Below are 18,294 nucleotides of genomic sequence, written 5' to 3' on the forward strand. Positions count from 1 at the left end.
CTGCCCCGCTGCCCCACCCCCGCCCGCCGACCAGACTTGACGAGTCGGCCAACCCGCGTTCGCCGATACGTCGCCCGGCGCCACTACACACATGTCCATGACCTCAGTGGACAGAAGGACCCTCCTGCGCACCGGCTCCGTCGTCGGCGCCGGCCTCGCGATCGCTCCCGTGCTGGGCGCCAACTCGGCCTCGGCGTCGACGTCGGGCGCGCCCGCGTACGTGGCCTCCGGCCGGCCGAGCCTGAGCCACGGCGTGCAGAGCGGCGACGCCACCGCGTCCTCGGCGATCGTGTGGGGCCGGGCCGACCGGCCCGGTCGGCTGATCGTCGAGTACGGCACCCGGCCCGACCTGCGCGACGCGCACTGCGTGCGGGGGCCGTGGCTGACCCCGGACGGCGACCTCACCGGCCGGGTGCGGCTGCGCGGCCTGCCGTCCGGGCGGCGCATCCACTACCGGGTCCGGGTCGAGGGCGAACGCGGCGCGGCCGGCCGGGCGGTGACCGGTTCGCTGCTCACCGCGCCGAGCGAGCGCAGCCGCTCCGGTGTGCGGTTCGTGTGGTCCGGCGACACCGTCGGCCAGGGCTGGGGCAGCAACCCGGACATCGGCGGCATGACGATCTTCGAGCAGATGCGCCGGCTGCGTCCCGACTTCTTCCTCAACAGCGGCGACACGGTCTATTCGGACGGTCCGCTGGTGGAGAGCGTCCCGCTGCCCGACGGCCGGATCTGGCACAACGTGGTCACCCCGGAGAAGTCCAAGGTCGCCGAGTCGCTGACCGAGTACCGGGGTCAGTTCGCCTACAACCTGCTCGACCGCAACTACCGCGCGTTCGCCGCCGAGGTCGCCCAGATCAACCAGTGGGACGACCACGAGGTGCGCAACAACTGGTACCCGGGTCAGATCCTGGACGACGCCCGCTACACCGAGAAGCGCGTCGACGTGCTCGCCGCGCGCGCCGGGCAGGCGTTCCGCGAGTGGGTGCCGATCGGCGACGACCGGGTCTACCGCAAACTCTCCTACGGCCGGCACCTGGACGTGTTCGTCCTGGACATGCGCACCTACAAGGACCCCAACGACGACAACCGCTACGCCGATCCCAAGCGCGGCATGCTCGGCGACCGGCAGCGGCAGTGGCTGATCGAGGGCCTGTCGCAGAGCCGCGCCACCTGGAAGGTGATCGCCAACGACCTGCCGTTGGGCCTGGTGGTGCCGGACGGCGCCGCCGCGCAGGAGGGCGTCGCGCAGGGCGACCCGGGCAAGCCGCTGGGTCGCGAGATGGAGTTCGCCACGATCCTGCGCACCGCGCAGCGGCGCGGCGTGCGCGGCATCGTGTTCCTGACCGCCGACGTGCACTACACCGCGGCGCACCACTACGACCCGTCCCGGGCGGCGTTCAAGGACTTCGACCCGTTCTGGGAGTTCGTCTCGGGTCCGTTGAACGCGGGCGCGTTCGGCCCCAACGCGCTGGACGGCACGTTCGGCCCCAGGGCCGAGTTCGTGCACGCCCCGCCGCGCGCGAACTACTCGCCGCTGGAGGGCTTCCAGCACTTCGGCGAGGTCGAGATCGACGGCCCCTCGGGCAACCTGACGGTCAATCTGCGCGACGGTGCCTCGACCGTGCTGTGGAGCAAGACGCTGCGCCCGGAGCGCTGAGGCCCGCGTCCCGCACCCGCTCGCACCCAGGGCCCTCGTCGGCGGACGAGGGCCCTCGCGCGCAGGCCGTCGGGCTCGCGGGCACGCGCAGCGTCGGGCACCGGGCGAAACATCCATCAGTACCCGAAAAAGCGCGACAAAGATCGTTCGCGGCTTCGATTATGCTCCGCCACCGGTTGCCCCTCGGGGGTCGGCGCACAGATCGAAGCGAGGCATACATATGGATACGACACGCCGCAATCGGCTCCCCGACGAACCGTCCCGAGGCCCGGCCGGCGCACGCGCCCTTCGTACCGTGGTCCCTGCCGTCGCCGCGTGCCTGGTGCTCGGCGCATGCGGCGGAGGCGACGACAAGGCGACCGAGACCCCGGACACCTCCACCGTCGCGCCCAAGAGCGGCGGCACGCTGACGGTGGCGATGGCGAGCGACATGCGCTCGATGGACCCGTTCGGCGCGCTGAGCAACTCGTACACCGACAACACCCGACTGAACACGGTCTACGACTCGCTGTTCTGGCACGAGGCCAAAACCGGCAAGGTGATGCCGCAGATCGGCGAGAGCCTGACCCCGGACCCGGGCAACGCGTCCTGGACGCTCAAGCTCAAGCCGAATGTGAAGTTCTCCGACGGCACCCCCTACGACGCGGCGGCGGTGAAGTTCACCTGGGACGAGCACGCCGCGCCGGCGCGCAAGTCGTACCAGGCGGGCACGATCGCGGCGGTCAAGACGACCGAGGTGGTCGACCCCACCACCCTGAAGATCACGCTGAGCGGGCCGAACGCCAACTTCGACCACATCGTCGCATCCAACCTGTCCTTCATCGTCTCGCCCACCGCGTACAAGAAGGATCCGGCCGGCTTCGCCCGCAACCCGGTCGGCGCGGGTCCGTACACGTTCAAGGAGTGGACCAACGGCGACCACATGACGTTCGTCAAGAACCCCGGCTACTGGCAGGGCGCGGGCAAGCCCTACGCCGACACCGTGGTGTTCAAGATCATCCAGGACAGCACCCAGGCCCTGGAGACGGTCTTCTCCGGCAGCGCCGACCTGAAGGTCTCGGTCAACGCGGAGGACCCGGTCAAGGCCAAGCAGAAGGGCCTGGAGACCAAGATCGTCACGATCATCGGCGGCGAGTCGCTCTTCTTCAACAACAAGCGCGCGCCGTTCGACGACGTGCGCGCCCGCCGCGCCGTGCAGCTCGCGCTCGACGCGAACGAGGTGAACAAGATCTCCTTCAGCGGCAACGGCACGCCCACCAAGAGCATCTTCCCGCCGGACAGCCCGCTGGTGGAGCCCGGTACCGAGACCGTTCAGCACACCGACCGTGCGGAGGCGCAGCGGCTGCTGAACGAGTTGGCGGCCGAGGGCAAGCCGCTGGACTTCACCTACTCGATACCGCAGAACGCGAACGCACAGCGGACCGCCGAATACATCATGACCTCGCTCCAGGGCCTGAAGAACGTCACCGTCAAGCTCGCCCCGATGCCGATCGCCGCCTACCAGACGGACATCGTGATCAACAAGAACTACCAGGCCGCGATGTTCAGTTACTACCTCTCGGACGCCGAGCCCGGGCTGTACGTGAACCTCTACAGCACGAGCCCGAACAACTACCTGCTGTACGCCAACCCGGCCGTGGACCAGAACCTGGACAAGGCCCGGACCACCAACGACCCGGCCCAGCGCAAGGCCGCCTACACCGCGGTCGCCGCTCAACTCAAGCAGGACGCCCCGCTGTGGACCTACCAGTCCTCGGTGGTGACCGGGTTCCACCGGTCGGCGGTGGTGGGCATGGTGTTGACCAACGACGGCATGGTGCTGATGGACCGGATCGGCCTCAAGGGCTGATCCGATGCCCGGGCCGCGGACCCATGGGCTCGCGGCCCGGGACGGACGGGACTTGAGTCTCCACCGGGTGGAGGCGACACGGTGGGGGACATGGACGGCGCAACCCTGTATTCGATCGGCGACCTGGCGCGCCGGACCGGCCTGTCGGTCCGGACGATCCGGTTCTACGCGGACGCGGGAGTCGTGCCGCCCACTCGACGAAGTCCCGCCGGCTACCGGCTGTACGACCTCGACGCGCTGGTGCGCCTCGAACTCGTGCGCACGCTGCGCGACCTCGGCATCGATCTGGTGACCATCCGACGGGTGTTGGCCCGCGAGGTCACCGTCGCCGAGGTCGCCGAGGCGCACGCGAACGCGGTGGACACGCAGATCCGCACGTTGCGGTTGCGTCGGGCCGTGCTGCGCGCGGTGGCTCGGCGGGCTTCCAGTCCCGAGGAGTTGGACCTGATGCACAAGCTCGCGAAACTGTCCGACGAGGAACGCCGGAAGATGATCACCGACTTCCTCGACGCGACCTTCGCCGACCTGGACGTGGACCCGGACTTCCTGGCCAAGATGCGCTGCGGATTGCCGGCTCTGCCGGACGACCCGACCGCCGAGCAGGTCGAGGCGTGGGTCGAACTGGGCGAACTGGTCGCCGATCCGGACTTCCGCGCGTCGATTCGGCGGATGGCCGAGTACCAGGCGCGCACCCGCGGCGACGACGTCGCTCCGGGCACCCACGAGCGGCTGACCACGATCACCCGGGAGTGGGTCGAGGCGGCCCGCACGGCCGGCATCGAGCCGACCTCGCCCGAGGCCGAACCGGTGCTCGCCGACCTGCTCGCGGAATACGCCGCCGCCTTCGGCCGAACCCCCGACGACGCGTTCGTCGCCTGGCTGTCCGAACGCTTCGAGGTGGGCACCGACCCGCGCGCCGAACGGTACTGGCAACTGCTCGGCGTGATGAACGGTTGGCCGTCCTGGCCGAGCCTGGCCCCGGTCTTCGACTGGTTCCTGGCCGCACTGCGGGCCCGGGCCCGAAATCGGTAGCAGCCCGCCGGACGCGAAGAGGGTGGTGGGCGCGTGCCATCCGCCCACCACCCTCGATCAGCAGGCCCCGATCAACGGATCGACGCCGTGCCGGTTCAGCCGACCAGGACGCCCTCCCGGTCGCCGTCGCCGCCGGCCTTCGGCTCCTCCTCGTCCGGGTGCTGCGCGAGCTTGCTCGGCCACCAGATCTTGCGGCCGATGTCCAGGCCCAGTGCGGTGACCAGGACCGAGCGCACGATGAAGGTGTCCAGCAGCACGCCCAGCGCGACGGTGAAGCCCATCTCGGCGAACGCGACGATCGGCAGCGTGCCGAGCACCGCGAACGTGGCCGCCAGCACCAGGCCGGCCGAGGTGATCACGCCGCCGGTCGCGGACAGACCGATCAGTACACCGCGCCTGGTTCCGTGCTTCTTCGACTCCTCGTGCACCCGACTCATCAGGAACACGTTGTAGTCGATGCCCAGGGCCACCAGGAAGACGAACACGAACAGCGGGAAGCCCACGTCGGTGCCCTCGAAGCCGAGCAGGTGCTCGAAGGTGAACACGCTGATGCCCAGCGCCGCCGCGAAGGACAACACCACGGTGGCGATCAGCACCAGCGGTGCGATCACCGCCCGCAGCAGCAGGCCGAGCACGATCAGCACCACGAGCAGGATGAGCGGGATGATCACCTTGTCGTCGTGCTCGGACGCCTTGGCGACGTCCATCTGTGTCGCGGTGCCGCCGCCGACCTTGGCCGCGCCGTCCGGAACCGCGTGCATCGCGGTGCGCACCCGCTTGACGGTGTCCTTGGCCGCCGCCGAGTCGGGCGACGCGCTCATCACGCCCTCGATCTGCACCCGGCCGTTGGCCGTGCCGGTGTTCCGGACCCCGTCGGGAGCGATCCCGGGGGTTGCCTGGAGCGTCTGCATCAGCGTGCCCGCGGCCGACTCACGACCGATCACCACGATCGGGTCTCCGGAGCCCGCCGGGAAGTAGCGCTCGGAGATCTCCTGGCCGGTGATCGACTGCGGCTTGTTGGTGAACGAGTCCTTGTTGGCGATGCCGTCACCGTTGAGGTTGGTCAGGCCGATGGTCATCACACCGAGGATGACCGCGGTCACGATCCACACCAGGCGCGGGCCGCGGGCGATCTGCCGGCCGACCTTGGCCCAGATGCCGTTCTCGTCGTGCGTGATCGCGTCCGGCTCGTAGGCCGGGCGGACCGGCCAGAACACCCAGCGGCCGACGATCACGAGCAGCGCGGGGAGCAAGGTGGTCATCGCGATCAGGCCGACCACCACACCGAGCGCGCAGACCGGGCCCAGGCCCTTGGTCGACTGCATCTCCGCGGCCATCAGGCACAACATGCCGATGCCGACCGTCGCGGCGCTGGCCACGATCGCCGGTCCGGCGCGGAGCAGCGCCGCCGCCATCGCCTCGTGCCGGTCCTCGTACCGGTGCAGCTCCTCGCGGTAACGGGCGATCAGCAACAACGCGTAGTCGGTACCCGCACCGAAGATCAACACGGTCAGGATCGCCGCGCTCTGGCCGTTGACGACCAGGCCGGCCTTGGTGAACAGGTACACCACGGCCTGCGCGGTGAACAGCGCCGCGACCGCCGAGATCACCGGGAGCAGCCACAACACCGGACTGCGGTAGGTGAACAGCAGGATCAGCACGACCACGCCGAGGGTCGCGTACAGCAGCGTCCCGTCGATGCCCTCGAACGCGGACGCCTGGTCCGCGCCGAGTCCGGCCGGGCCGGTGACGTACGCCTTGAGCCCGTCCGGGTTGTCCTTCAGGCTCTTCTTGATCTCGTCGACCGCGTCGCCGAGGTCGTTCCAGCCACCGTCCTTGATGGTGATCGGAACCAGGACCTGGGCGGCCTTGTTCTGCGGATCGAGCCGCGCGTCCTCGACCTTGTTCGTGACGCCCTTGGCGGTACCGAAGGCGGCCCGGTCGTCGGCTATCGCCTTCGTGTCGTCCGGCGTCAGGCCGGTGGTCCGCTCGTAGACCACGACGGCGGGCACCGTGGTGTCCGGACGGAAGTCCTTCTGTTCGTTGATCACCTTCGTGGACTCGGCCTCGGCGGGCAGCCACGACGAGACCTCGTTGTTCTGAGCGTCGGTCAACTTGGCCGAGAGCGGTGCTGCCGCAACGAGCAGCACCAACCACAAAGCAAGCACGACCCACTTGGATCGACGCCCGCACGGCAACGCCGCAAGCGCCTTGATCCGGTTCATGTATCCCCCAGCTGATGGGCTGATTCCAAGGAAACAGCGGTCGATCGACAACATGGAGTCAGCTCTACGCCGGCTCCGTGACCGGGCGATCGAGACTGTCCGCGACCCCTCCCGGAGCCAACCGGTCGGTGCCGAAAATTGCTGTGTTGCATACAGGAGTTCAGACTGCGCGGCGCCCCGAAACTCATCGTTTGCCGACAGTCCGACGGCGGATTGTCCTGGACGGACGGTCCAACCGTCCACCGAATAACGCCCAGTTGGGCACAGGGCGGGTTAATAGATAGTGAACTCGCCGAATCGGGAGGGCGCATCGGCCGCCGAACGACGGTGAGCACCCGCCTTCCGGGCTCGTTGCGCCGCCGACCGACCCGTCGGTCAACCTTCCTCGGCCGCGGTTGTCGTCCCTCCCCCGTCGGGCTTCGGATTCCGGGGCAGCACGGCCAGGCCGTCCAGGAAGCGTTCGAGCACGAACTCGAATCGATCGTCGATGTGCGGCCCGGTGAGTTCGCGCGCCGTCGCCACCAGGTGTGGATAGGTGTCCGCCGGGAAGGCCGCGATCGTGTCGCCGATCGCGGTCACCGCCTCGCGCACGGGCACCCCGGCGACCACCGCCGCCGAGATCGGTCGCTGCTCGCCGTACACGAACCCGGTGACCAGCGTGCTGAGGCCGTAGGTGATGTACGCGGCGTCCTGCCGACCGAACCCGGCCCGGTCCAGCATGGCGAGCTGATGCTCCATCACCGCGGCCATCCCGGGGCCGGCCGGGAAGCGACCCATCAGCACCCGCACCGAGTCCCGCCTGCGGTTCAGGAACGCGCGGAACGCCCAGGCCAGTTCGCGCAGTTCGACCCGCCAGTCGCCGCGGATCGGCGGCAATGCGGGCACACCGATGCCGAGCAGTCCGTCGGCGAGCAGGTCGAGCAGTTCCTCCTTGTCCCGCACGTGCCAGTACAGCGACGGTGCCCGTACGCCGAGTTCGGCCGCCACCGAGCGCATCGACAGCGCGTCCAGGCCGTCGCGCTCCAGCACCACCAACCCCGCCCGGACCAACGCGTCGAGGGTCACCGCCGGCCGCCGTTGCACACCGTCCGCCGGTGCCCGGCCCTTGCCCGTCATGCCCACTCCTTGTCGTCGACCCCGGCGGGCGTTGCCGCCGACCCCGTCGGGTCGATTGTCCTTCGGAATCAGGCCAATCCTCTTCCGCAATCGCATCGTCTGCCCGCGGAGCCGAACCAATCCCCTTGCGCCGATGCCCGACGAAGTGCAATCTAACACCGTTAGACAGTCACTAACACTGTTAGGGAGTGATCATGGCGCACGATTCCCCCGGTCCGATACCGGGACCGGAGGGCCCACCGATCCCGCCGGGCGGCCCGAGCCCGGCCGCATCCGGGCAGGCCGGCGCGCCGCGCAAGGGGTTGATCCTGGCCACGCTGTGCGTCGCGCTGTTCGTGGCCATGCTCGACAACGTCGTGGTGTCCAACGCGCTGCCCAGCATCGACCGCGACCTCGACGCGGGGGTCAGTGGTCTGCAATGGGTGATGGAGGGCTACAGCCTGGTCTTCGCCGCGCTGCTGCTGACCGGCGGCACCCTGGGCGACCGGTACGGCCGGCGCCGCGTGTTCCTGATCGGTCTCGGCGTGTTCACGGCGGGGTCCATCGCCTGCGCGCTGGCCGGCTCGCTCACCGCGCTGATCGCCGGACGCGCGGTCCAGGGCGTGGGCGGTGCGCTGTTGATGCCCGGCAGCATGTCGATCATTCGACACGTGTTCACCGACGACCGGGAGCGGGCCCGCGCCATCGGCATCTGGTCCGGGGTCTCCGGCGGCGGGCTCGCGCTCGGCCCGGCGATCGGCGGCCCGCTGGTGGACACGTTCGGATGGGCGAGCGTGTTCTGGATCAACGTGCCGGTGGGCATCGGCGGGATCCTGATCGGCGCCTGGGTGCTCCCCGAATTCGCGGAACGCCGCGGCCGCTTCGACGTTCCGGGACTGCTCCTGGGCGTACCGGCGATCGGTGCGCTGGTGTTCGCGCTGATCGAGGGCCCGGCCCAGGGCTGGACCTCGGCCCGCGTGCTCGGTGCCGGCGCACTGGCCGCGGTCGCGCTGATCGCCTTCGTGTGTGTCGAACTCCGGGTCGCCCAACCGATGCTCGACATCGGCTTCCTGCGCGACCGGGTGATCGGCGCCGCCGTGTGGGGCGGCTTCGCGGTGAGCTTCGGCATGTTCGGCGCACTGTTCTTCCTCGGCCTGTACATGCAGGACGTGCTCGGGTACTCGCCGACCCGGGCGGGGTTCGCTTCGTTGCCGTCGACGCTGGCGATCATGATCGCGGCGCCGATCTCCGGGCACTTCGCGGGTCGGATCGGGCCGCGCGTACCGCTCGTGACCGGACTGACCCTGTGCGGGGTCGCGCTGGGCGGACTCTCCTTCTACGGCGAGGACGCGTCCTACCCGGAGTTCTTCTGGGTGTTGCCGTTCCTCGGCGCGGGCATGGGGTTGTGCTTCACGCCGATCTCGGTCGCGGTGATGTCGCGGGTCGAGCCGGCTCGGGCCGGCATGGCCTCGGCGGTCACCAACACCGCCCGCGAACTGGGCGGCGTGGTCGGCATCGCCGCACTGGGCGCGGTGCTCACCGGGCGCCTGTCGAGCCGGTTGACCGAGTTGCTGGCCGACGCACGGGTCCCGGCGGACGACGCGCGTCGGATCGTCGACGCCAGTACGTCGGGCGGTGGCGGCGGGATCGGGCACCTGGGCGGCACGCCGACGGTGGTCCGCGAGTCCGCGACGACGGCGTTCATGGACGGCCTGCATCTGGCGCTGTGGACCGGCTCGGCGATGTTGCTCGGATCGGCGGTGCTGGTGGCGTATCTGATGCGCGATCGGCCCGCGGCGGCGGGCGACGAAGCGGGCGCGTTGGCGAAGGTCGCTGCCTGAGCGGGCGGGCGCGGGCGAGGTGGCGGAGTCGGGGTATCGGCCGGTTGGCCGGGAACGGGCCTGCTCGGGGCGCCCGTTCCCGGCTTCGGCACTAGCGTTCGGACTCCGGGCCCAGGACGGGTTTGACGTCCAGGATCGGTGTGCCGTCGATCGCTTCGAGGTTGCGGACGTGCAGCCTGAGGCCGTCCACCGTGGTGATCACGACCCGGTGCAGTCCGATCGGGTTGGGCCGGTCCGGCGAGCGGGTGCTGAACACGCCGGTGGCCGGCCGCTCCCGGTCGCCGCGCGGATGCACGCTCAGCACGTCGCGGGCGGCCCGGTCCAGCCAGGTCAGCAGGACGACCTCGTCGCCCGCGCGCAGATCGCCGAGCCCCGCGCGCACCTCCTCCTCGAACACGAGCCACGCGTCGGGCGCCCCCTCGTCGGCCTGTCGGGGCGCCGAACTCCGGTCCACCAGCCCGGATTCGACCCTGCCGATGGGTCGCACCGAGTACACGTCCCGGGTCACCGGGACCACCTCCTCATCGCGCCCCGCCGGCGGGGCGGTCGTGTCAGTAGAGGCTCATCATCGCGCTCCGCACCTCGCGCAATGTCGCGTCGGCCACCGCGTTCGCCCGCTCGTTGCCCGCGTGCAGGATGCGCCGGACCTGGCCGAGGTCGCGCGCGTACTCGGCTCGACGCGCCCGGATCGGGGCGAGGAACTCGTTGACCGCCTCGGTGACGGTGCGCTTGAGCGCGGCGGCGCCCGCCGTACCGATCTCCTCCGCCACCCGGTGCGGGTCCCGGTCCTGGCACAGCGCGGCCAGCAGGACCAGCCCGGAGACCTCCGGACGGGTCCGGGGGTCGTAGGTGATGTGCCGGTCGGCATCGGTCTTGGCGCCCCGGATCAGCTTGGCCGTCTCGTCCGCCGTGGCCGCGAGCGCGATCGAGTTGCCGCGGCTCTTGCTCATCTTGGTGCCGTCGGTGCCCAGCAGCAGCGGCGCGGCCGACAACAGCGCGTCCGGCTCGGGGAAGACGGGGTGTCCTCCCGCCGGGTAGCGGTCGTTGAATCGGCGGGCGATGGTGCGGGTGAGCTCCAGATGCGGCAACTGGTCCTGGCCGACCGGGACCAGATTGCCCTTGCAGAACAGGATGTCGGCCGCCTGGTGCGCGGGATAGGTGAACATCAATCCGCTGACGGCGGCCTGTCGCGAGTGCGCGATCTCGTCCTTGACCGTCGGATTGCGGCCCAGTTCGGCGACCGAGACCAGGCTGAGGAAGGGCAGCAGGAGCTGATTGAGCGCCGGGATCGCGCTGTGCGTGAAGATCGTGGTCCGGTCCGGGTCGATCCCGACGGCCAGGTAGTCGAGCAGCAGGCCCTCGACGTACTCGACCAGGCGGTCCGCGATATCGCGATCGGTGAGCACCTGGTAGTCGGCGATGATCAGGTATTGCTCGACGCCGAGGTTCTGCAGACGCACCCGGTTGTGCAGGGTGCCGAAGTAGTGGCCCAGATGCAGGCGCCCGGTCGGACGGTCGCCCGTGAGTACCCGAAATCGCCCGGGTTCGCGGCGAATCCGCTCCTCGAGCACCGCACTCCGGGCCCGCGCGGCGCTCGTTCCGAGTGCATCCGTCGCATCCGTCGCAGCGATCGGCTCGTTCGGGGCGGTCGCAGCCGCCGAGGCGGCCGATGTCGTCGTCATGGCGGCCGCGTCGGCCGTGCTGCTCGATGTGCCGTTCATGGTTTCTCCCCGTCGATGGGTCGGTCGCCGTCCCGACGGCACCGCCCCTCGATCAGGGCACAAAAAAGGGGCCGTCCGTCCGAACGACCCGGGTCATGCACGCATGGTGGCCGCTCCTAAGTGGAGCGCCACCAACTCATACCCACTGCACACTGCATACCCCCACCATACCGCCCACCGCCCGCTCGTGGCCGAAGGGTGGGCAAGTGGTGACGCATCGGCGGGTCGGGGTGTCGTCGGGGGCGGGCCGGGCGGCTCCTTCGCCGATGTGCCGGCGGCGGTTTCGGCCGTCCCGGAGCCTGTTCCACTGCGCCGCTGGGACGAACTCGGCGCATCTGTCCGGTAATCGCCTGTCGCACGAGGGTCGTGTCGGTCTACGGTGGCAGCGTTCCGGCCGCCGACGTCGCGGCTGCCCGCTCGCGCCCGCCTCGTCGGGTCGAGGCCCGGGTACGCGCGATGCCCGCGCCGGGAACCGCGCCGGCCGAATGCGGGTTCGCCCGGACGGCGCCGACGATCAGGCAACTCCCCTGTTTCCGCGCCCGATCACCGGCTCCGGGCCGGCGATCGCGCGCACATCCACCCGGACCGAAATGAATAGCCTGCGGAGAGCCTTTGGGGAGGTACGCTCCGCGGCGCGGCGGGCGAGGCGGACGTGGCGGGTCCCACCGCGCTCCGCCTCGTCGGGCCGGATCGATTCGGATCGGGTCCGGTCGGGTCGGCTCCGGTCGAGCCTCCACGCGCCCGGCCTTCGCCGAGCGGCGAGAGCCGGCCGGGCAACCGCCCGCACGCCGAGGCCGCGAAAAGGCGGCGGGACGCCCTCGTACCGGCCTCCGAGCGCTCCGCACAATTGCCGCGTTTCCCGACACGATCCCCCGAAATCCTGTTCCCTTCCCGCTCCCGATCACCCCCGCCAGGCCCCTCATCTGCGGGGCTTCCGCCGAAAACGCCCCAACGCCCTTCCCGAGGGCGCTACCGTCGCTGTAAGGACCCGATGCCCACAGGCTCGATCCGTCCACGCTGCCGACCCCCGGGCGGCGGGTCCGGAACACCCGCCAGGAAAGGCCCACCGCGTGCCGCACCCACTGCTCGACGCCATCGACACCGCGCAGGATCCCGCCGATTTCCTGCGCTCGATCGGAACCGTGCACACGACCTTCGGCGACCAGGATTCGGGTGCGGTCTCCTACGGTGTGCACGCCGAGGGGAACTGGTTCGTCAAGACCGGCCCCAACGCCGCGTCCGCGCTGTGCCTGCGCCGCGCGATCGACCTGCACGCGCACGTCCGACACCCGGCGATCGTGCCGGTGCTGCACTCGTTCACCGCCAACGGCATCCCGGTGACGGTGGGGCCGTGGCGCGCGGGCGAGGTGCTGTACCACTCGACGGTCAAGCGCGCCGGCAAGCAACTGCGCACCGGCGCGGCCTCGCCGCTCGCCCGCTTCCGCGCCCTGCCGCTGGACGACGTACACGCGGCGCTGGACGCGATCCTGGACGCGCACCGCCTGATCGACGCGGCCGGCTACGTCGGAGTGGACTGGTACGACGGCTGCGTGCTGTACGACTTCGCCGCCCGCCGGGTGCACCTGATCGACCTGGACGAGTACCGCAGCGCACCGTTCGTGCTGGACACCGCCCGGCTGTCCGGGTCCACCCGCTACATGCCGCCCGAGCACAGCCGGCGCGGCGCGCTGGTCACCCGCGCGGGCACCGTGTTCCTGCTCGGCCGAACCCTGCGCCTGCTGCTGGACGCGGGCGACGAGGAGCGGGCCTGGCGCGGCACGCTGGCCCAACTCGCCGTGGTCGAGCGGGCGACCCGGCGCGACCCGGCCGAGCGCTACTCGAACGTCACCGAACTCTTCGACGCGTGGAGCGCGGTCGCGCCCGCGGGCCTGCTCTCCGGCACCCACCGGGTCTGACCCCCGGCGCACCCCGGCCTCCCGCCCCCGGCGCATCCCGCTCGGCCGTGCTCAACGCCGCGCCCCGCCGAACAGGTCGTCGCGGGCATCGTCGAGGGCGGTCAGCACGGCGCCCTCCAGGATCGCGTTGCCCGGTACCGCACCCGCGACCACCCGCGTGCTCAGCGGCGACACGTCGGCGAGTCGGGCCCCGACCCGATCGGCCAGCGCCGCACCGCCGGCCCGTCCGGTCTCGCCGCCGAGCACCACGCAGCCGGGGTCGAGGATGACCGCCAGCGCGGCGACCCCCAGCACGATCCGGTCGGCGATTTCGTCCAGCAGCGCCGCCGCGGGCCCCGCGTCCCGCCCCGCGTCGGCCTGCTCGGCCGCCGCCCGCACACATTCCTCGGCACTCCCGGTGAAGCCGTGCCGGGCGGCCGGTTCCTCGATCGCCGCCCCCGAGACCAGCGTGTGGAAGCCGCCCGAGCAGTCGACGTGCGAGGGCAGGTGGGCGGTACCCGGGACCGGGAGAAAGCCCAGTTCGCCGCTGCCGCCCGAGGCGCCGCGCCGCAGTCGACCGTCCAGCATCACGCCCGCGCCGACGCCCTGGCCGAGCCAGACCAGGACGAACGTGTCCAGCCCCCGGGCCGCGCCGAGGCGGTGTTCCGCGATGGCGGCGAGGTTGGACTCGTTCTCCAGGACGACCCGGCCGCGCTCGCGCAGCGCGGCGACCAGGAGGGTGTGCCAGCCGGGCAGGAAACCGGCCTCGTGCAGGTTGCCCGAGACCGGATCGATCAGGCCGGGCGCACCGACGCCGAAGGTGTGCAGTGTGTCGGCGCCCGCCCGGGCCGCGGTGTCGTCCAGCAGGCCGAGTACGTCGGCCAGGGCCAGGGCCGGGTCGCGATCCGGGGCAACGGTCAGCGCGCCGGTCGCGGCGGTACGGCCGGCCAGGTCGGCGACGGCCACCTCGACGCCTCCCGCCCGCACGTCCAGCCCGGCGATGTAGGCGCGTTCGGCCACGATCCCGTACAGCCGCGCGTTCGGGCCGCGTTGTCGTTCGCCCGCCTCGCCGGCCAGGTGGATCAGGCCCGCGCCGCCGAGGCGTTCGACCAGATCCGCGACGGTCGGCCGGGACAGTCCGGTGAGGGTCTTGAGCTGGGACGCGGTCAACGGGCCGTGCTCGATCAGCAGATCGAGGGCGAGGCGGTCGTTGATGGTGCGGCACGTGCTCGGTGTCGCGGTGCGGGCGGCTGTCATGGGTAGCGATCCTCGCAGAGTCTTTCTTTCAGGAACCCTTCCTGATAATTTATCGCACCATGACGCAGACTTCCAGCTGCCGAGACGCCATCGGCATGCCCACCACACCGCCTGTCCGCCCGGCGCCACGCCCGGCGGACGCCCCGCCCCCGCCGTCCTCCGCCGCCCCGCCCGCCGCGACGGCGCCACCACCACCTGCGGCCGAGGTCGCCGAGGCGGGCCGCGCCCGGATCGCCGCGAGCCTGATCTTCGCGGTGCACGGTGCGGTCGGAGGCGGCTTCGCCTCCCGGCTGCCGTGGCTTCAGGAACACCTCGACCTGAGCCCGGGCCGACTGGGCTTCGCCCTGGCCGCCCCCGCCGTCGGTGCCTCGCTGGCGATGCCGCTCGCCGGGTCGCTGGTCCACCGGCACGGCGGTCGGACCGCGCTGCGCTGCCTGATCGTGCTGTGGTGCGCGGTGCCGCTGCTGCCGCTGTCCTCCCCCGGGCTGCCGTGGTTGTGCACGGCCTTGCTGGTGTACGGGGTGGGCGCGGGCATGTCCGACGTGGCGATGAACACCCAGGGGCTCGTGGTCGAACAACGGGTCGGCCGCTCGACGTTGCCGCTGCTGCACGGGATGTGGAGCGCGGGCGCGCTGGTCGGCGCGGGTCTGGGCGCGGCCGCCGCGTTCGCCGGGCTCGATGCCCGCGTGCACCTGGCCGGGCTGGCCGTACTGCTCGCCGCAGTGGGCTGGGTCGCCGGCCGCAACCTGCTCGACGCGCGTCCCGCGGCCGGCGCCAAGGCCCCGCCGCGGTTCGCGCTGCCGTCCCGGGCGGTGCTCGCGATCGGCGCGGTCGGCTTCTGCGCGGTGTTCGCCGAGGGCGCCGGGGCGAACTGGAGCGCGGTACACCTCAAGGAGGTCGCGGGCGCCTCCCCCGGCGTGGCGGCGCTGGCCTTCACCGGCTTCGCCTGCACGATGACCATCGCCCGACTGGCCTCGGGCCGGGTCGTGGACCGGTTCGGGGTGACCCGTACGGTTCAGGCGGGCGCGGTCCTGGCCACGATCGGCGCGACCCTGGTCGCCACCGCGCATTCGCCGCTGCCCGCCGCGCTCGGCTTCGCGCTGCTCGGCGTGGGCGTGTCCGCCGTCCTGCCGCTCACCTTCGCCGCGGCCGGGCGTACCGGCCAGGACCCGAGCCAGTCCATCGCCGGCGTGGCCACGGTCACCTACACGTCCGGCCTGATCGCGCCCGCCATCGTGGGCGGCATCGCCGACCGCGCGTCGCTGGGCGTCTCGTTCGCCGTGGTCGCCGTGCTCGCCGCGATCCTGATCCCGACGGCTCGACTGCTCAACCCCTCGGCCGAGCCGCGCGGCGCGGACCCCGAGGTCGACCCCGGCGGCAACACGCACCTGCGGACCGCCCCGGCCGCCATCTCGCCTTCGGGTGCGGTGACCTCGGTGTCGCCGCTGCCGGCGGAGGACCGATGACGCCCGGGCGCGGGATCCGACCGAAGGCGATGCCGGGTACGACGCGGGTGGCCGGGACCGCCGAGAAGGCGACGCGGAGGACGCCGAAAGCCCGGGTCGGGCGAGGCCGGGTCCGGGATCACCGGCGCCGACCCGCCCGGGCGACGGGGCCGCCGGCCGGTCGCCTGATCGACCGGTGACCGGCGACCGGCCGGCGACCGCCGATACCGACGGCCGCCGATTCGACCGGTCGGCAGCCGGCAGTCGCTCGCCGGTCGCCGACCTGCCGTCAGCTCAGGGCCTTGACCAGTTCCGCCGCCAGCGGGGCGGCCGAGGCGGGGTTCTGGCCGGTGTAGAGGTTGCGGTCGACGACCACATGGGGCGCCCACGGGGCACCTTCCCGGAAGTCGACGCCGAGGCCGACCAGGCGGTCCTGGAGCAGCCAGGTGGCCTTGTCCGCCAGTCCCGCCTGGGTCTCCTCGGTGTTGGTGAACGCGGTCAGCCGGTAGCCCGCGAACGGCGAGGTGCCGTCGGGACGCTCGGCGGCGAGCAGCGCGGCCGGCCCGTGGCAGACCACGCCCAGCGGCTTGCCCGAGTCGAGCGCCGCGGTGAGCAGCGCGCCGGAGGTCGCGTTCACCGCGAGGTCCTCCATCGGCGCGTGACCACCGGGGTAGAAGACCGCGGCGTAGTCGGCGAGGTCGACATCGGCCAGGTCGATCGGCGCACGCAGCGCGGTGAACTGCTCCAGTACCGAGGCCACCGTGGCCACCCCGTCCGCGCCGCCGTTCACCTCGGGCGCCAGGCTCGCCTGGTCGACCGTCGGTGTCACGCCGCCGGGTGTGGCGACCACGACCTCGTGGCCTGCCACGGTGAACGCCTCGAACGGGGCGGCGGCCTCCTCGGCCCAGAAGCCGGTCGGGTGCCGGGTGCCGTCGGCCAGCGTCCAGTAGTCGGATCCGCTGAGCACGAACAGAATCTTCGCCATGGGTCATCTCTCCATTTCGGCGCCGGAGCGGAGTGCGCTCGGACGCCATCACAGGATCACTACGTCGGATCGCCACGTCGGATCGTCGGATCCCCACGGGCACATCGGCACGGCCGACGGTCGAGCGGTCGATCGGTCGTCGCGGCCGGCTGTCGAAACCGGCCGGCACCACCGATCGTCACCACCGATCGTCGCGCCGTCGGACTCGAACGTAGATGCTCATCCATCACCATCCAAATAGGCTTTCCATCATGAGCCATGAGGATTCCAATGGGTCGCCGAACACGGCGGCGACGGCGGCGGCGTCCATACCCGAGCCTGTCGCCCGCGGTCCGTTGGATCTGACCCTGCTGCGCACTTTCCTGGCGGTGCACCGGGCCGGTTCGTTCACCGGCGCCGCGCGCGTGCTGGGTCTGTCCCAGCCCACCGTCACCACCCAGATCCGCGCGCTGGAGCACCGGCTGGGCCGGGCGCTCTTCGAACGATTGCCCCGAGGCGTGGCGGCCACACCGATCGCCGACGACCTGGCGATCCGGGTCGCGGAACCGCTGGACGCGCTGGCGGAGGTGGCCGAGCGGGACCGGTTCGGCGCGGACACCCCGGCGGAGCCGGTGCACCTGGCCGGTCCCGCCGAGGTCCTGTGCGTGCGGGTGTTGCCGGTGCTCGCTCCGCTGGTCGAGCGCGGCGTGTTGCTGCGGATCACCACCGGGCTCACCGACGACCTGCTCCCGGGCCTGCGCGCGGGCCGCTACGACCTGGTCCTGTCCACCGGGCGACCGCGCGGGCGCGCGCTGGTCGCCGTGCCGCTGATGGACGAGGAATTCGTGCTGGTCGCCGCGCCGCGGTGGGCCGAGCGGATCGGCCCGGACCGGGTCGCCGCCGAGGGCCCGGCGGCGCTGCGCGGCGTACCGCTGGTCAGCTACGCGGAGGACCTGCCGATCGCCCGCCGCTACTGGCGTCACGTGTTCGGCACCCGGCTCACCGAACGGGCCGCCATCACCGTGCCGGACCTGCGCGGGGTGCTGACCGCGGTGGTCGCCGGCGCGGGGCTGACGGTGCTGCCGCGCTACCTGTGCGCGGCCGAACTCGCCTCCGGCGCACTCGTACCGCTGCTCACCCCCGAGGACCCGCCGATCAACACCGGCTTCCTGGTCCGCCGCGCGGGTACGGCGGACCACCCGCATCTGACGCTGGTCCACGACCACCTGGTCCGGGCGGCCCGCACCTGGTGAACGGCGGTGGTCCGCCGTCCGCCGCCGCGCCTGTGGGGTTCACCGGGCGGCCGGGTCCACCGG

13 protein-coding genes are annotated in these 18,294 nt (G+C 71.7%); 7 read left to right on the plus strand and 6 right to left on the minus strand.

Going from position 1 to position 18,294, the window contains the following annotated elements; genetic code table 11:
• Positions 1–97 precede the first annotated feature (97 nt).
• The 3 genes from ACFZBU_RS15485 (at position 98) to ACFZBU_RS15495 (ending at position 4,535) form a co-directional block, all read left to right on the plus strand.
• On the plus strand, positions 98–1,654 hold the full coding sequence (locus ACFZBU_RS15485) for an alkaline phosphatase D family protein (protein WP_391584065.1): 1,557 nt from the start codon (positions 98–100) through the stop codon (positions 1,652–1,654).
• A 295-nt stretch (positions 1,655–1,949) separates the two neighbouring features.
• Positions 1,950–3,503, plus strand: coding sequence for an ABC transporter substrate-binding protein (locus ACFZBU_RS15490; protein ID WP_391584066.1), 1,554 nt, complete (start codon positions 1,950–1,952; stop codon positions 3,501–3,503).
• Positions 3,504–3,593: 90 nt separating this feature from the next.
• The gene (locus tag ACFZBU_RS15495; protein ID WP_391584067.1) at positions 3,594–4,535 is read left to right on the plus strand and encodes a MerR family transcriptional regulator; all 942 of its coding nucleotides are present in this window, start codon (positions 3,594–3,596) and stop codon (positions 4,533–4,535) included.
• Between the two features lie 95 nt (positions 4,536–4,630).
• On the opposite strand, the gene ACFZBU_RS15500 is transcribed toward ACFZBU_RS15495, so the two are convergent.
• Positions 4,631–6,760, minus strand: a complete 2,130-nt coding sequence (locus tag ACFZBU_RS15500; RefSeq protein ID WP_391584068.1) for an MMPL family transporter — start codon at positions 6,758–6,760, stop codon at positions 4,631–4,633.
• A gap of 375 nt (positions 6,761–7,135) precedes the next feature.
• Positions 7,136–7,876, minus strand: a complete 741-nt coding sequence (locus tag ACFZBU_RS15505; protein ID WP_391584069.1) for a TetR/AcrR family transcriptional regulator — start codon at positions 7,874–7,876, stop codon at positions 7,136–7,138.
• A gap of 194 nt (positions 7,877–8,070) precedes the next feature.
• On the opposite strand from ACFZBU_RS15505, the gene ACFZBU_RS15510 reads away from it, so the two are divergent.
• Positions 8,071–9,696, plus strand: coding sequence for an MFS transporter (locus ACFZBU_RS15510; protein WP_391584070.1), 1,626 nt, complete (start codon positions 8,071–8,073; stop codon positions 9,694–9,696).
• 91 nt (positions 9,697–9,787) lie between these two features.
• Here ACFZBU_RS15510 and tsaA read toward each other — a convergent pair whose 3' ends face one another.
• Together tsaA and trpS are read right to left on the minus strand one after the other, a co-directional pair.
• The gene (gene tsaA, locus ACFZBU_RS15515) at positions 9,788–10,204 is read right to left on the minus strand and encodes a tRNA (N6-threonylcarbamoyladenosine(37)-N6)-methyltransferase TrmO (RefSeq protein WP_391584071.1); all 417 of its coding nucleotides are present in this window, start codon (positions 10,202–10,204) and stop codon (positions 9,788–9,790) included.
• 43 nt (positions 10,205–10,247) lie between these two features.
• On the minus strand, positions 10,248–11,378 hold the full coding sequence (trpS, locus tag ACFZBU_RS15520) for a tryptophan--tRNA ligase (protein WP_391584351.1): 1,131 nt from the start codon (positions 11,376–11,378) through the stop codon (positions 10,248–10,250).
• A gap of 1,109 nt (positions 11,379–12,487) precedes the next feature.
• Here trpS and ACFZBU_RS15525 point away from each other — a divergent pair.
• The gene (locus ACFZBU_RS15525; RefSeq protein WP_391584072.1) at positions 12,488–13,333 is read left to right on the plus strand and encodes a serine/threonine protein kinase; all 846 of its coding nucleotides are present in this window, start codon (positions 12,488–12,490) and stop codon (positions 13,331–13,333) included.
• Between the two features lie 51 nt (positions 13,334–13,384).
• On the opposite strand, the gene ACFZBU_RS15530 is transcribed toward ACFZBU_RS15525, so the two are convergent.
• Positions 13,385–14,569 (minus strand): ROK family protein, encoded by a 1,185-nt coding sequence (locus tag ACFZBU_RS15530; protein WP_391584073.1) that lies wholly within the window; start codon positions 14,567–14,569, stop codon positions 13,385–13,387.
• Between the two features lie 59 nt (positions 14,570–14,628).
• Here ACFZBU_RS15530 and ACFZBU_RS15535 point away from each other — a divergent pair, with 59 nt between their 5' ends.
• The gene (locus tag ACFZBU_RS15535; RefSeq protein ID WP_391584074.1) at positions 14,629–16,035 is read left to right on the plus strand and encodes an MFS transporter; all 1,407 of its coding nucleotides are present in this window, start codon (positions 14,629–14,631) and stop codon (positions 16,033–16,035) included.
• Positions 16,036–16,303: 268 nt separating this feature from the next.
• On the opposite strand, the gene ACFZBU_RS15540 is transcribed toward ACFZBU_RS15535, so the two are convergent.
• Entirely contained in the window at positions 16,304–16,999 is a 696-nt protein-coding gene (locus ACFZBU_RS15540; protein ID WP_391584075.1) for a type 1 glutamine amidotransferase domain-containing protein, read from the minus strand.
• Between the two features lie 251 nt (positions 17,000–17,250).
• On the opposite strand from ACFZBU_RS15540, the gene ACFZBU_RS15545 reads away from it, so the two are divergent.
• Complete coding sequence (locus tag ACFZBU_RS15545) at positions 17,251–18,231, plus strand: LysR family transcriptional regulator (RefSeq protein WP_391584076.1); 981 nt, start codon at positions 17,251–17,253, stop codon at positions 18,229–18,231.
• The last annotated feature ends 63 nt before the right edge of the window (positions 18,232–18,294 follow it).

This window comes from Embleya sp. NPDC008237 (assembly GCF_042956465.1).
GTDB lineage: Bacteria > Actinomycetota > Actinomycetes > Streptomycetales > Streptomycetaceae > Embleya.